At 68.2% G+C, this 14,584-nt stretch carries 13 protein-coding genes; 2 read left to right on the top strand and 11 right to left on the bottom strand.

The features are described 5' to 3' along the window. Positions 1-94: 94 nt before the first annotated feature. The 11 genes from MLE18_RS17185 to MLE18_RS17135 all read right to left on the bottom strand — a co-directional run bounded on the left by MLE18_RS17185 (position 95) and on the right by MLE18_RS17135 (position 8,917). Entirely contained in the window at positions 95-1,888 is a 1,794-nt protein-coding gene (locus MLE18_RS17185; protein WP_243440032.1) for a Na(+)/H(+) antiporter subunit D, read from the bottom strand. Next, a complete protein-coding gene (locus MLE18_RS17180; protein ID WP_243440031.1) occupies positions 1,878-2,096 on the bottom strand; it encodes a hypothetical protein in 219 nt (72 codons plus the stop codon). Before MLE18_RS17180 ends, MLE18_RS17185 begins: the two co-directional genes overlap by 11 nt. A 265-nt stretch (positions 2,097-2,361) precedes the next feature. After that, positions 2,362-3,843, bottom strand: coding sequence for a monovalent cation/H+ antiporter subunit D family protein (locus tag MLE18_RS17175; RefSeq protein WP_243440030.1), 1,482 nt, complete (start codon positions 3,841-3,843; stop codon positions 2,362-2,364). Positions 3,844-3,850: 7 nt separating this feature from the next. After that, positions 3,851-4,159 (bottom strand): NADH-quinone oxidoreductase subunit NuoK, encoded by a 309-nt coding sequence (gene nuoK / locus MLE18_RS17170; protein ID WP_243440029.1) that lies wholly within the window; start codon positions 4,157-4,159, stop codon positions 3,851-3,853. Next, positions 4,156-4,668, bottom strand: coding sequence for an NADH-quinone oxidoreductase subunit J family protein (locus tag MLE18_RS17165; RefSeq protein ID WP_243440028.1), 513 nt, complete (start codon positions 4,666-4,668; stop codon positions 4,156-4,158). The genes nuoK and MLE18_RS17165 overlap by 4 nt, the downstream gene beginning before the upstream one ends. Beyond that, positions 4,661-5,236, bottom strand: coding sequence for a 4Fe-4S dicluster domain-containing protein (locus tag MLE18_RS17160; RefSeq protein ID WP_243440027.1), 576 nt, complete (start codon positions 5,234-5,236; stop codon positions 4,661-4,663). Before MLE18_RS17160 ends, MLE18_RS17165 begins: the two co-directional genes overlap by 8 nt. A gap of 11 nt (positions 5,237-5,247) precedes the next feature. After that, on the bottom strand, positions 5,248-6,237 hold the full coding sequence (gene nuoH / locus MLE18_RS17155; RefSeq protein ID WP_243440026.1) for an NADH-quinone oxidoreductase subunit NuoH: 990 nt from the start codon (positions 6,235-6,237) through the stop codon (positions 5,248-5,250). A gap of 109 nt (positions 6,238-6,346) precedes the next feature. Beyond that, positions 6,347-7,519, bottom strand: a complete 1,173-nt coding sequence (locus tag MLE18_RS17150; RefSeq protein WP_419714901.1) for an NADH-quinone oxidoreductase subunit D — start codon at positions 7,517-7,519, stop codon at positions 6,347-6,349. After that, complete coding sequence (locus tag MLE18_RS17145; protein WP_243440025.1) at positions 7,516-8,031, bottom strand: NADH-quinone oxidoreductase subunit C; 516 nt, start codon at positions 8,029-8,031, stop codon at positions 7,516-7,518. Before MLE18_RS17145 ends, MLE18_RS17150 begins: the two co-directional genes overlap by 4 nt. A 2-nt stretch (positions 8,032-8,033) precedes the next feature. Next, entirely contained in the window at positions 8,034-8,522 is a 489-nt protein-coding gene (locus MLE18_RS17140; RefSeq protein WP_243440034.1) for an NADH-quinone oxidoreductase subunit B, read from the bottom strand. Positions 8,523-8,539: 17 nt separating this feature from the next. Next, positions 8,540-8,917: an NADH-quinone oxidoreductase subunit A gene (locus MLE18_RS17135; protein ID WP_243440024.1), complete on the bottom strand. Its 378-nt coding sequence runs from the start codon at positions 8,915-8,917 to the stop codon at positions 8,540-8,542. Positions 8,918-9,265: 348 nt separating this feature from the next. Here MLE18_RS17135 and MLE18_RS17130 point away from each other — a divergent pair, with 348 nt between their 5' ends. Both MLE18_RS17130 and MLE18_RS17125 read left to right on the top strand, forming a co-directional pair. Then, positions 9,266-11,848, top strand: coding sequence for a WD40/YVTN/BNR-like repeat-containing protein (locus tag MLE18_RS17130; protein WP_243440023.1), 2,583 nt, complete (start codon positions 9,266-9,268; stop codon positions 11,846-11,848). 74 nt (positions 11,849-11,922) lie between these two features. Beyond that, a complete protein-coding gene (locus tag MLE18_RS17125) occupies positions 11,923-14,493 on the top strand; it encodes a WD40/YVTN/BNR-like repeat-containing protein (RefSeq protein ID WP_243440022.1) in 2,571 nt (856 codons plus the stop codon). The last annotated feature ends 91 nt before the right edge of the window (positions 14,494-14,584 follow it).

Here is a 14,584-nt window from a genome sequence, read left to right as displayed (position 1 = left end):
CTGTCCGCCGCCCGGCGGGGCGGGTGTTCTTCAAATACGCCAGTCCCGCCGGGCGGCGGACAGGCCGCACCGGGGGTAAGGGCGGCCGAAAAATCTACGGCCACAGCCAGATCCCCGCGAACACCGCCACGGCCAGGGCCAGCGAGGCCGCCAGGTAGGTCTGCAGCCGCCCGGTCTGCGCCGTGGCCGCAACGCCGCCCAGATGCCCGGCGGCGTAGGCCGCACCGTCCACCACCATGTCGATGCCCTTGCGGTCGAACACGGCCGCGAATCGCGCCTTTTCCATCAGCCCGCGCAGGCCCACCGTGCGGTAGACCTCGCTCCAGATGCCGTCCACGAAGGCCAGGGGCTGCGACACGAGCTTGTAGAACACCCGGCCCACGGCCCCGTAGAGCATGTCGAAATCCGCCAGCCGCCCGGGCAGCGGGGCCACCACGTTCTTCGCGACCATATAGGCCAGCACGCCGAAGCCCGTGAGCATGAGCGACTGCAGCACGCTCCAGGCCGTGTAGGGCTGGAAATCAACCTTGTAGGGCAGGATGGCGTACAGCGCGCCCGGCATCACGCCCAGGCCCAGGCAGACGAGCGCCCCGCCCGCCATTGCCGCCTTCATGCAGTTCGGCACCGGGGCTGCCGGTTCGGCCTGCCCCTCGGGCGCGAAGAACACCAGCCAGGGCAGGCGCACGCCCACGGCCAGGATGGCCGCCAGCGCGCCCAGCTCCAGGGCCAGGCCCAGCCAGGTGTTGAAGCCCGAGGCCGCAGCGATGGTCATGGATTTGGTGGTGAAGCCGCCGAACAGCGGCAGGCCCGAGGTGCTGGCCGCCGCCGCCAGGTAGCAGGCGGCCACCAGGGGCATGGCCTTGGCCAGCCCGCCCAGGCGCTCCATGCGCCCGGTGCCCGTGGAGGTGATCACCGCGCCCACGGCCATGAACATCAGACCCTTGTAGGCCACGTGGGCGAAGGCGTGTGCGCAGGCCCCGTTGAGGGCCATCTCGGTGCCCACGCCGATGCCCGCCAGCATGAAACCCACCTGGGCGATGGTCTGGTAGGCCAGGCTGCGCCGGGCGTCGCTCTCCACCAGGGCGTAGACGCCCGCGTAGATCACCATCGCCGCCCCGGCCACCGTCAGCGGCTCGAACCCGGAGAAGGCCCTGGCCAGCACGTACACCGCAGTCTTGGTGGTGAAGGCGCAGAGGTACACCGAACCCATGGCCGAGGCCTCGGGGTAGGCGTCGGAGAGCCAGGCGTGCAGCGGCACCACGGCCGCGTTCACCGCGAACCCGGCCAGGATGAGCATGTCGTACAGGGCCAGGGGGCCGGGGGCCACGTGCTCGAAGGCCAGGGAGCCCGTGGCCTTGTAGCGCAGGATCAGCCCGAACAGCAGGAGCAGCCCGCCGAAGATGTGGAACAGAAAATAGCGGTAGCCCGCCGCCTGGGCCGCGTCCGTGCGCCTGAGCCAGATGAGCAGCGTGGAGCCGATGCTGGTCAGCTCCCAGAACACGAAGAGCGTGAGGTAGTCGCCCGCCAGCAGGCAGCCCAGGGCGCCGCCCACGTGCAGCGCGGCGGCCGCGGGTTCGGCGGGAGTGTCCTGGTAAAGGGCGTACACCGCCGCCAGCAGGGATTGCAGGGCGAACACGTGCATGAACACCAGGGAGAGCTTGTCCGCCCGGGCCAGCACCAGGGTGTTACCCAGCCAGTGCATCTTGGCCAGCACGACCTGGCCGCCCTCCAGGGAGAAGCTCAGCCACACGGCCGTGGCCACCGCGATCAGCGGCGGGATGAGCGTCAGCGGCTTCCAGTTGATCCGCCCCCTGGCGAAGGGCAGCAGCGCGGCCAGCCCCAGGAAGGCCAGGGACGGATGCACGAAGCCCACCATTTCAGCGGCCATCGCCTTCCCTCCCGTTGATCCTGACCAGCGGCCCCAGCATGGCCCCGGCGGCCACGCACAGCGCCAGCCCGCCCAGGAGCCCGAAGGCGGCCCAGAACCCGGGCACGGCCTCGGCCTCGAAGTGCGGGTGGTGCGGCAGCACCAGCAGGTTGGCCCCCGCCAGCGCGGCCAGGATCGCCGCCAGGATCTTCCAGTACTTGCTGCTCACAGGCGTTTCCCCTTCGTCAATTATGGCCCTTCGAGGGAGGAGGGCCTCCGGCGGCCAAAGGGACTTCGTCCCTCTGGACTCCCATTCTGCTTCGCGTCCCAGACGGACACGGTCATTTCAATGCTTCCCAGCCCCATTTTACCGCGCTGAACCGCTTCGGTTCCGGCCTTGGCCTCAGCCGGGCCGTGACGGCTGATATTCTTCAAATATATCGGGCGGCACGGCCCGGCTGAGGCCAAGGCCGGAACCGGTCACCAAAATCTTCCTAAAATCCCCCGAACGCGTTCACGAATCGCATGAACGTCTCCGGGAAAATGCCCAGATACAGCGATATCAGCGCCGTGAGCGACAGCGGCACCACCATGCTCAGCGGGGCCTCGCCCCCATGATGCTCCGCGCCTTCGGGCGCGGGCCTGAAGAACGCCCGGTACACCACCGGCGCGAAATACGCCGCGTTCAGCACCGTGGACGCCCCCAGCACCAGCAATATCGCCAGCCTATCCGCCTGCAGCGCGCCCCCGGCCACCAGCCATTTGGTCACGAACCCGCAGGAGGGCGGCACGCCGATCATGGACAAACTCCCCACGGCGAAGGCCGCGAAGGTGAAGGGCATCTTCCTGCCCAGGCCGTCCATGAGGCTGATCTTCTTGGTGTGCGCGGCCACGTAGATGGCCCCCGCCGCGAAGAACAGCGTGATCTTGGAGAACGCGTGGTGCGCGATGTGCGCCAGCCCCCCCGACACCGCCAGGGGCGTGAGCAGCGCCACGCCAAGGATAACGTAGGAGAGCTGGCTCACCGTGGAGTAGGCCAGCCGGGCCTTGAGGTCGTCCTTGGTCAGTGCGATCACCGAGGCGGCCACGATGGTGAACGCCGCCAGCCAGGCCGTGGCCATGCCAATCCCGAGCGAATCCAGTGCCTGCACCCCGAAGCCGGAGAGCATCACCCGGCTCAGGCTGAACACGCCCGCCTTGACCACGGCCACGGCGTGGAGAAGCGCCGAGACAGGCGTGGGCGCCACCATGGCCCCGGGCAGCCAGTTGTGCAGGGGCATGATGGCCGCCTTGGCCAGCCCGAACAGGTAGAGGAAGTAGGTGACCTGAACCAGCACGGGGTTGGCATCCTTGGGGAACATGCCGTGCACGATGTCGGTCAGGTTGAACTCCAGGGTTCCGGCCAGCACGTAGGTCAGGATCATGGCGGGCAGCAGGAACAGCTTGGAGGAGCCCATGAGGTACACCATGTACTTGCGCGCGCCCGCGAAGCCCTCCTCGTCCTGGTGGTGGGCCACCAGGGGGTAGGTGAAGATGGTGATGACCTCGTAGAACAGGTACAGCGTGAACACGTTGGCTGAGAAGGCCACGCCCACGGCCCCGAAGATGGCCACGGCGAAGCAGAAGAAGTAGCGCGTCTGGGCGTGCTCATCCAGGGAGCGCATGTAGCCGATGTTGTAGCTGGTGGCGAACATCCACAGGAAGCAGGCCACCAGCGCGAAGATCAGGGAGAGGCCGTCGACGCAGAAGGTCACGGTGATGCCCGGCATCAGTTCGCATACACGCCACAGCCAGACCTTGCCCGCCAGCACCGCCGGGGCCAGCCACAGCACGGCGCAGAAGGCCAGGAAGCCGCCCGCGAAGCTCACGCCCTCGCGCAGGTTGGGGCGGTTGCCGAAGCGCCAGACCAGGAAGGGCGCGACGAAGGTCACCGCCAGGGGGAGGAGCAGCCTCGGGCTTTCAAGGAATTCGGCCATGTCCGCCCTACCCCCTCAGCTCCGACACCGCGTCGCTTGCCGCGCTGCCGAATCGTTTGCGCACCACGTAGACGATGGCCAGAACCAGCGTGGATTCAGCCGCCGCGAGCCCCATCACGAAGAGCGCCGCCGCCTGGCCCAGCTCGTCCGGCATGGGCGTGAGCTGCCCGGCGGCCACGATGGAGAGCCCCGCGCCGTTGAGCATCAGCTCCACGCTGATGAGCATGCCCACCAGGCTTGAGCGAGAGAGCAGACCGAACAGGCCCACGGCCAGGAGCCCGAAGGCCACCAGTTGATACAGCAGCAGCGGGCTCATCTGGGCTTCCTCCTCTCGAAGGCAAGGACCACGGCCCCGGCCATGGCCGCGAAGAGCACCACCGAGATCACCTCGAAGCCCAGCACGTAGGGGCCGAGGAAGGCCGCGCCGATGTCGGAGGGGGGTATTTCGGAGGCCGTGCCCGATATCTTCGGCCCGTGGCGCAGGCAGGCCGCGGCCAGGAGCCCCGCCACCGCCAGACCGGCGGCCCCGGCGCGGAGGTAGCGCCCGGTGTCGCGGGCTCCCGCCTCCTCCTGCTCGGCCTGGGCCCTGGTGAGCATGATGGCGAAGAAGATGAGCACCACCACCGCGCCCACGTAGATGAGAATCTGCATCAGGGCCACCAGGGGCGCGGCGATGAGCACGTAGAGCGCGGCCACGCCCATGAGCGAGAGCGTGAGCCCCAAGAGCGCTCGCACCAGGCTTTTGGCAGTGACGGCCCAGACCGCCCCGCCCAGGGTCAGCGCGGCGTAGAGCGCGAAGGATACCTGTACCACCAGCTCACGCATGGGCCTTGCCCCCCTTTGCTCCCCCCCGGGCCGCCTGGCCGCGCAGGCGCTCCATGAGGTCGAACTCGAAGCGGCCGCGGCTCGCGCCCGCAAGATACACGTCGTGCGAGAAGCGCAGCGAGCCCGCCGGGCAGTTCTGCACGCACAGGCCGCACAGGCTGCAGGTATGGTACACCAGATGGTAGGAGAGCAGCTTGCGCGGCTGCGTCTGGCTGGGCGGCGCGGCCCGGAATTTGGGCGTGGGCATGAGCAGGTCCGTCCCGGCCTGGGAGGGGTAGCAGACCGCCGAATCAACAGGCAGTTCCTCGGCCACCACCTTCAGGCAGAAGGAGGGGCACAGTTCGGCGCAGAGCCCGCAGCCGATGCAGCGCGCCTTGGCCGGGTCCTCGTCGGCGCCCACCAGCTCGATGTGGCCCCGGAAGCTGTCCAGATGGCTGGGAGGGACTTCCTGCCGGGGGTAGTGGATGGTCTCCTGCGGCCTGAAGAAGTTGGTGACGGTGACGCGAAGCCCCACCACCATGCTCCACACGGCGGCGAGCGCCTGGATGGGTGCGGTCAGTATGGCCATTGGCGCCTCCCCTACCCGGCCAGCTTCACGGCGAAGGCCGTGGCCAGGAGGTTGACCAGCGCCAGCGGCATGAGCCAGCGCCAGTTGAGGTTGAGCAGCTGGTCGAAGCGCACGCGCGGGTAGGTCCAGCGCATGAAGATCACCAGCGTGACCAGCAGGTACATCTTGGCCAGGAACCACCACGGCCCCGGCGCAAACGGCCCCTGCGCCCCGCCCAGGAACAGCGCCGTGGCCACGCAGCCCACCACGATCATGTTGGCGTACTCGGCCAGGAAGAAGATGCCGTTGCCCATGCCGGAATATTCGGTGTGCACGCCCGCAGTCAGCTCGGATTCGGCCTCGGCCAGGTCGAAGGGGGCGCGGTTGGTCTCGGCCACGGCGCAGACGAAGTAGATGAAGAAGGCCAGGGGCTGCACCGCCACGTTCCACTGCCAGGGCCAGCCGCCCTGGGAGGAGGCCAGCTGGCGCAGGTCCAGGCTGCCGCACATCAGGGCCACGGCCAGCACGGAGAGCAGCAGCGGGATCTCGTAGGCCACCGCCTGCGACACGGCCCGCGCAGCACCCAGGAGCGACCACTTGTTGTTGGAGCCCCAGCCCGCCAGGCACAGGGCCAGCACGTTGAAGCCCGCGAAGCTCAGGATGAGCACCAGGCCCAGGTTGGTCTCCAGCCCGAAGAGGTTCTCCCCGAAGGGGATGGCGATGAACATGAGCGGCACGGGCATGAAGGCCATGAGCGGCGCGGCCCAGAACAGCAGCCCGTCGGCCCCGGCCGGGGTGGCGAGCTGCTTGCCCACCAGCTTGCCCGCGTCCGCGAAGGCCTGCAGCAGGCCGTGCGGGCCCACCTCGAAGGGTCCGGGGCGGCGCTGCACGTGGCCCGCCACCTTGCGCTCCACATAGAGCAGCAGCATGCCGTTGGCCGCGATGAAGCCCACCAGGGCCAGCAGGCCGATGCCCAGGCGCAGCAGTTCCGGGGCCACGGACGTGAGAAGGGAACCGTTCATGCTCCGGGCCTCCTTATGCGGTCTGCGAGGGCGGGAACGATGGCCGCACCGGCGTTCTGGCTCGCGGCTGGCCCTGGGGCCGGGCAAAAAGCCGCGTGGATGCGGGCGCTCATCTGTCGATCTCCGGGATGACGAGGTCCAGGCTGCCCAGGATGGCCACCGCGTCGGAGAGCAGCGTACCCTGCCCGATCTCGGCGAAAAGGCTCAGGTTGGAGAAGCTGGGGGAGCGCAGCTTCACCCGGTAGGGGATCTCGGTGCCGTCGCTGGCCACGTACACGCCGATCTTGCCGCGCGCGCCCTCCACCGCGAAGTAGACCTCCCCCGCCGGGGGCCGCCACTTGCCGCGCGGGGCGTCGGGATGGATGTGGTGGCCCTCGGGCAGGCCGTCCAGGGCCTGGGCCACGATAGAGAGCGAGGCTTCCAGCTCGTCCATGCGCACCATGTAGCGGGCCATGCAGTCGCCCTCGTGGCGGACGGGCACGGCGTAGTCGAACTCGTGGTAGAGGCCGTAGGGCTCGGCGCGGCGCACGTCGTAGGGCACGCCGGAGCCGCGCAGCACCGGGCCGGTGGCCCCGTAGCGCCGGGCGGTCATCTGGTCGATGACGCCCACGCCCTCCAGGCGGCCGCGCAGGATGGCGTTGCCCGTGACCAGGTCGCGGTACATCTCCAGGCGCTCGGGCATGCGCGCCAGGAAGGAGCGGCAGCGGGAAACGAACTCGATGTCGATGTCCGTGAGCACGCCGCCGAAGCGGAAGGAGCTGTAGGTCAGGCGGGAGCCGGTGATGAGCTGAAGCATGTCCATGACCAGCTCGCGGTCCTCGAAGGCGTACATGATGGGCGTCACCGCGCCCAGGTCCAGCAGGTAGGCCCCCCACCAGAGCAGGTGGGAGTTGATGCGGTTGAGCTCCGTGCAGATCACCCGGATGTACTCGGCCCGGCGCGGCACCTCCAGTCCGGCCAGCCTCTCCACCGCGCCGGCCCAGGCCCAGTTCCAGGCCAGGGCGTGCAGGTAGTCCACGCGGCCCATGTTGGGGAAGAACTGCACGTAGGCCCTGTTCTGGGCCATGTGCTCGTGCATGCGGTGGATGTAGCCCAGCACGGGCTCGGCCCGCAGCACGTATTCGCCGTCCATCTCCAGGAGCACGCGCAGCACGCCGTGGGTGGAGGGGTGCTGCGGCCCCATGTTCAGGATCAGGGTGTCGTCCCGCGCCCCCTCGGCGAAGACGCGGGCGTAGAGGTCTCCCTCGAGCCCCTGGCAGGGGTCAGCCGCTGGCCAGCTCATTGGTCGCCCTCCTCGCCGCAGATGGACATGAGCTCCTCGGCCAGGCTGTGGCCTCCGGCAGGGCCGACCCACTCGCCCTGGGGCCAGAGCCTGCCCCTGGGTATGCGCCGCTCGGGCCGTTTGAGAAGCGGCGGCGGGTCCAGGCGCTCGGCCAGCAGGAGCGGCGTGGTGTTGGCCGCGCCGGTGAACTCGATGCCGAAGAAGTCGCGGGTTTCGCGCTCGTGCCAGGAGGCCCCGGGGTAGATGCCCTCGATGGAGGGGCACTCGGGCTTGTCGTGGTCGAGCATGACGCGCACCACCACGCGCCCGGGCCGGGCCCAGTGGGCGAAGTGGTAGAGCACGGCCAGGCCGTCGGCCAGGTCCAGGCCGCAGACGTCCTCCAGGAACCAGTCCTGGCAGAGCAGGCGCTCGGCCACCAGGCGGATGTCGCGGGGCTTCACGTGCAGGGCCGCGTCGCGCCCGGAATCCCCGGTGGGCATGGCCAGCAGCAGGCGTGAGGTAAGTTCGGGCATGGCTACCCCTCCACCAGTTCGGGCACGGGCCAGAAGCGTTTGCCGGTCAGCTTGGCCTGCAGCTGGAACAGGCCTTCCATGAGCGCCTCGGGCCTGGGGGGGCAGCCGGGCACGTAGACGTCCACGGGCACCAGGGTGTCCACGCCCTCCACCACGCCGTACTGGCCCTCGTACTTGAAGGGGCCGCCCGAGATGGCGCAGTTGCCCATGGCCAGCACGAACTTGGGGGCGGGCATCTGCTCGTAGAGCGTCACCAGGGCCGGGGCCATCTTGCGGGTCACGGTGCCCGCCACGATCATCAGGTCGGATTGGCGCGGCGAAGGCCGGAACACCTCGGCCCCGAAGCGGGAGAGGTCGAAGCGGGGCATGGTCACGGCCATCATCTCGATGGCGCAGCAGGCCAGGCCGAAGGTCATGGGCCACAGGGACATGGCCCGGCAGAGGTCGAACACCTGCCGGGGCAGGGCGAAATCGAGCCTGGGAGGCAGCACCTGGTCGGTGCGCGGGGTCAGCGGATGCGCCTGGGCCACGTGAACACCCCCTTGCGCTGGAAGTAGAGCATCGCCAGCCCGAGCACCCCCACGAAAGCGAACAGCGCCCACAGCGGCCCCCAGCCCTGGCTCTGCGGATAGGCCGTGGCCACGGGGAAGAGGTAGAGCACGTCCACGTCGAAGGAGAGGAAGATCAGGGCGTAGAGCGAGTAGTTGATGCCGAAGCGCGTCCAGGCCTGCCCGCGCGGCACCATGCCGCACTCGTAGGGCTCCGCGAACGCGCCGCCGCTGGTGCGCGGCGCCAGGAGGAAAGCGGCCACCAGGGGGCCGCCCGCGAAGGCTATCCCGGCCGCGAGACAGGCGAAGACCGCCACGTTGAGCCAGCTGAAGACCATTTCGCACCCGCCTCGGATTGTGAAACCATTGGGGGAGACCAGTTAAGGGAGCCTATGAGGTAACGGCGGCGAATTGTCAAGAAAAACAAGGCAATGTGCGTTTTTTCCCAACGTGGAACGAAAACGGTGTGATTTCGTGACACCCTGGAACGTGTTAAAAATAGACTCACTCTATCAGTTGTATAAAAACAATCACGATTCATTATGCCCCGGGAGCAATGTCTCGGGGCGTTTCATACGCATCCGGGTGTACGGAGCTTGCATCCCGCGGAACGCCCGGATAGTTTGAGCCAAGTCACGCCACCGCTGCCCACCGGCAGATCAACCCCCCCACTCAGGGAGTCGCCCGTGCAGTACTCATCACCGCGCTTGAGAGCCGCCCTGGTCTTGCTGGTTGTCTGGTGTCTTCTGTCGGCAGGCTGCCAATCCGCCAAGGAAAAATCCACCGCGCCCGAGGGGCAGCCCCTGCTTCTGGCCGAAGCGGGCCAGGGCTCCTCCCCGTCTTCCGACCGCCGGGAGTTCCTGGACAAGCGGTTCGCCCGCAAGGCGGCCAAGGGCCCCAAGCGCTTCGACCAGCCCAGTCAGGCCCAGCAGTTCTTCGCCAGCCAGCGCCTGCCCAAGGGCGAAACCAGCTTGCCTGTGCAGAAGTACATCGAGGCCATCAACGCCTCGAAGCGGATGCCTGTATACTCCAGCCGCCTGGACCAATCCTTCACGGCAGACTCCATCCGCGAACTGGACGCCAAACGAACGGGCGCGCTCTCCACCTGGACCTCCGTGGGCCCGGGCAACGTGGGCGGGCGCACGCGCGCGCTCATCATCCAGGCCAACTCCCCGAACATCATGTACGCGGGCGGCGTGGCGGGCGGCGTCTGGAAGACCACGAACTCCGGCGCAACCTGGACGCCCCTGGGCGACCTGTTCGCCAACATGGCCGTGTGCAGCCTGGCCCAGGACCAGACGAACCCGCAGATTGTCTACGCGGGCACCGGGGAGGGCTACTTCAACAGCGATGCGGTGCGCGGGGCGGGCATCTTCAAGACCGCCGACGGCGGCGCCACCTGGAGCCAGCTGCCGAGCACCGCCACCAGCGATTTCTACTACGTCAACCGTCTGGTGATCAGCCCCAACGACCACACCCGCATCTACGCGGCCACGCGCACCGGGCTGTGGGTCTCCCCGGACTCGGGGGCCACGTGGTCCAAACTCTACGACGCCTCGGCGGTGAACGGCGTCACCGACCTGCTGGTGCGCACCGACACCAACCCCGACACCCTGGTGATGTCCTGCGGCACCTTCATCAGTGCGCCAGCCACCGCCTCCATCCAGCGCAGCGAGGACGCCGGCGAGACCTGGACGCAGGTGCACACCGAGCCCGGCATGGCCCGCACCGCGCTTGCCATGGCCCCCTCCGACCAGAGCATCCTCTACGCCCTGGCCAGCTCCAACGCGCCTGGCCACTACAAGGACGGAATGCTCGCCGTATTGCGCTCCGCCGATGGCGGCGAGACCTGGACCACCCAGGTCCGCAACACCGACGCCACGAAACTGAACACCGCGCTGCTCAGCAACCCATACTACGTCTTCTATGAAACCTGCGCCCAGCGCCCGGACGCCTTCTTCAACCAGGGCTGGTATGACAACGTGATCGCCGTGGACCCCACAGACCCGAACCGGGTCTGGGCGGGCGGGATCGATCTCTTCCGTTCCGACGACCAGGGCCAGAACTGGGGCCTGGCCTCCTGCTGGTGGGCCGACCCCGGAGCGCCGTTCTACGTGCATGCCGACCATCACGCCATCGTGTTCCACCCGAACTACAACGGCACCACCAACACCACCATGTTCGTGGGCAACGACGGAGGCATCTTCAAGACCACCACCCCCCTCGCCCCCACCAGCACAGACCCCTGCGCCTCCACCGGCAACCTGGTCTGGACCAACCTGAACAACGGCTACGGAGTCACCCAGTTCTATTACGGCGCGGTCTACCCGGGAGGTTCCATCTTCTTCGCCGGAGCGCAGGACAACGGCGTCACGCGCGGCTCCCTGGCTGGCGGCGCCAACAACTGGACCACCCTGATCGGCGGCGACGGAGGGGCAGTGGCCGTGAACCCGCAGAACACGCAGATTCTCTATGCGGAGAACGATTCGCTCTCCTTCCAGAAGTCGGTCAACGGCGGTGCGCATTTCTCCAACGCCCACAACGGCATCACCGCCCCCAAAGACACCTTCCCGTTCATCACGCCCTTCGTGATGGACCCCAACGCCCCAGACACGCTCTGGATAGGCGGCTCGAGCCTGTGGCGCACCACCGACGCGGCCGAGAACTGGACACCCGCCAGCACCGCCTTGGCCAATGGCGTCAACGTGAGCGCGCTCGCGGTCTACAAAGGGGACTCGAACCGCGTGGCCTACGGGACCACCGCCGGCCAGGTGCTGACCACCACCGCGGCGCTCTCCGCTGGGGCGACTACCGACTGGAGCAGCGCGCAGGTCGTCAACGGTTATATCTCCAGCGTGGTCTACGCCCCCGGCCTGAGCGCCACGCTCTACGCCACCTGCTCCACCTTCGGGCAGCCGCACGTGCTCAAGTCCACTGACTCCGGCGCGACCTGGACCAGCATCAGCGGCAGCGGCGCGGGCGCCCTGCCGGACGTCCCGGCCCTCACCGTGATGCCCGACCCCAACAACCGGAACCGCCTCTACGTGGGCACCGACATCGGGGTGTACGTCACCAGCAACGGCGGGGGCAGCTGGGCCGTGGAGCATACCGGCTTCGCCAACGTGACCACGGCGAACCTGGTCATCGAGCCCCAGTCCAAGCGGCTGTACGCCTTCACGCACGGCCGGGGTGCCTGGTACGTGCCCCTGCCCCCGGCGAAGCCCGCCGCGGGGAATCCCGGCGTGGACCTCCTGCTGATGAATCAATAGCCGGTCCACAGGCCCTAAAACACGCGTCCCGTAGCCACCTGGCAGATCAACCCTCATCCTATAGGGAGTCGCACGTGCAGTACTCTTCACCGCGTCTGAGAACCGCCCTGGCCGTGCTGGCTGTCTGGTGCCTTTTGTTGTCCGGCTGCCAGTCCGCCAAGGAGAAATCCGCTGCGGCGGAGGGGGAGCCCGTGCTCTTGGCCGAGGCGGGCCAAGCCGCAGCCGGGTCGCCCCTTCCACCCGAACGCATGGAGTTCCTGGAGAAAAAACGCGCCCGCAAGGAAGCCAAAGGCCCCAAGCGTTTCGACCAGCCCAGCGAAGCCCAGCAGTTCTACGCCAGCCAGCGCGCGCCCGTGGGCGAAACCAGCCTGCCGGTGCAGAAGTACATTGAGGCCATCAACGCCTCGAAGCAGATGCCGGTGTTTTCCAGCCGCCTGAACCAGTCCTTCACGGCCGATTCGATCCGCGCGCTGGACGCCAAGCGCACGGGCACCCTCTCCACCTGGACCTCCGTGGGCCCGGGCAACGTGGGCGGGCGCACGCGCGCGCTCATCATCCAGGCCAACTCCCCGAACATCATGTATGCGGGCGGCGTGGCGGGCGGCGTCTGGAAGAGTGTTGATTCCGGGGCCTCCTGGACCCCCCAGGGCGACCTGTTCGCCAACCTGGCGGTGTGCAGCCTGGTCATGGACCCCACGAACCCGCAAGTGATCTACGCGGGTACCGGCGAGGGCTACTTCAACGCCGACGCGGTGCGCGGAGCGGGCCTCTTCAAGACCACCGACGGCGGAGCCACCTGGACCCAGCTGCCCAGCACCACCGGCTCCAACTTCCATTACGTCAACCGCCTGGTCGTGAGCCCCAACGACCACAACCGCATCTACGCGGCCACGCGCACCGGCCTGTGGGTCTCGCCCGACGCGGGGGCAACGTGGTCCAGGCTTTACGACGCCTCCTCCGTCAACGGCGTGACCGACCTGGTGGTACGCACGGACACCAACCCTGACACCGTGGTCATCGCCTGCGGCATCTTCACCACCGCCACCATCCGCTACAGCAACGACGCCGGGGCCACCTGGAGCAGCTCCTACTCCGAGGCCGGCATGGACCGAACCTCGCTGGCCATCGCGCCCTCGAGCCAGAACATCGTCTACGCCCTGGTCAGCTCCAACGCTGGGGGCAACTACAACTCCGGGATGCAGGCCGTGCTGCGCTCCGTCGACGGCGGCGCGTCCTGGGCCACCCAGGTACGCAACACCAGCCCCACGAAGCTCAACACCACCCAGCTCAGCAACACGGTCTACGCCTTCTACTCCACCTGCTGGGGCGGCTCGAACGTCTTCTGGTACAACCAGGGCTGGTACGACAACGTGATCGCCGTGGACCCGGTGGACCCCAACCGCGTCTGGACCGGCGGCATCGACCTCTACCGCTCCGACGACCAGGGCCAGAACTGGGGCCTGGCCTCCAGCTGGTGGGCCAACTCCAATGCGCCCTACTATGTCCACGCGGACCAGCATGCCATCGTGTTCCACCCCAATTACAACGGCACCACCAACACCACCGTGTTCGTGGGCAACGACGGCGGCGTCTTCCGCAGCGACACGGCCCGCGCCGCCACCAACTCCAACCCTTGCAGCACCACCGGCAACTTCGTCTGGACCAACCTGAACAACGGCTACGGCGTTACGCAGTTCTATTACGGGGCGGTCTACCCCGGCGGCGCCACGTACTTCGGCGGCACGCAGGACAACGGCACCCAGCGCGGCAGCACCGCCGCCGGGCCCAACGCCTGGGCCACGCTCCAGGGCGGCGACGGCGGGGCTGTGGCGGTCAACCCACAGAACACCCAGGTGCTCTACGCCGAGTACACAAACATCTCCATCACCAAGTCCACCAACGGGGGCGCGACCTTCGTCGACGCCTACGCCGGCATAGCGGACAGCTTCCCCTTCATCGCGGTCTTCGTCATGGACCCCAACGCCCCCGACACCCTCTGGACAGGCGGCACCAAGCTCTGGCGCACCACCAACGCCGCGGGCATCTGGACCCAGGCCAGCGCCGTCCTGCCCTCCGGCCGGGTCAGCGCCCTGGCCGTGTTCAAGGGCGACTCCAACCGCGTGGCCACCGGCACCAGCACCGGTTACGTGCTGACCTCCACCGCCGCGCTCGCCGCGACCTCCGCCACCACCTGGACCGGCCCCAAGATCGTGAACGGCTACATATCCAGCGTGGCCTACGCCCCCGGCCTGAGCTCCACGCTCTACGCCACCTGCTCCACCTTCGGGCAGCCGCACGTGCTCAAGTCCACGGATTCGGGCGCGACCTGGACGAACATCTCGGGTACCGGCACGGGCGCCCTGCCCGACGTCCCGGCCCTCAGCGTGGCGCCGGACCCCAACAATCCCAACCGCCTCTACGTCGGCACCGACATCGGGGTGTACGTCACCAACAACGGCGGGACCAGCTGGGCCGTGGAGCACACCGGCTTCGCCAACGTGACCACGGCGAACCTGGTCATCGAGCCCCAGTCCAAGCGCCTCTTCGCCTTCACCCACGGCCGGGGCGCGTGGTACGTACCCCTGCCCCCGGCAAAGCCCGCCTCGGGTACCGCCAGCGTGGAACTCCTGCTCCTGAATCAATAGCCGGTCAGCAGGGCCTAAAACACAAAGCCCCGCCGCCCGCCGGGACGCGCAGAGCGTCCGGGCGGGGCGGCGGGGCCTTCGGCAATTCCGG

Origin of the sequence: Fundidesulfovibrio soli (genome assembly GCF_022808695.1) — a bacterium.
Classification (GTDB): Bacteria; Desulfobacterota; Desulfovibrionia; order Desulfovibrionales; family Desulfovibrionaceae; genus Fundidesulfovibrio; species Fundidesulfovibrio soli.
The sequence above is the reverse complement of the archived record's forward strand: the minus strand, read 5'-3'. Positions and strand labels throughout refer to the sequence as shown.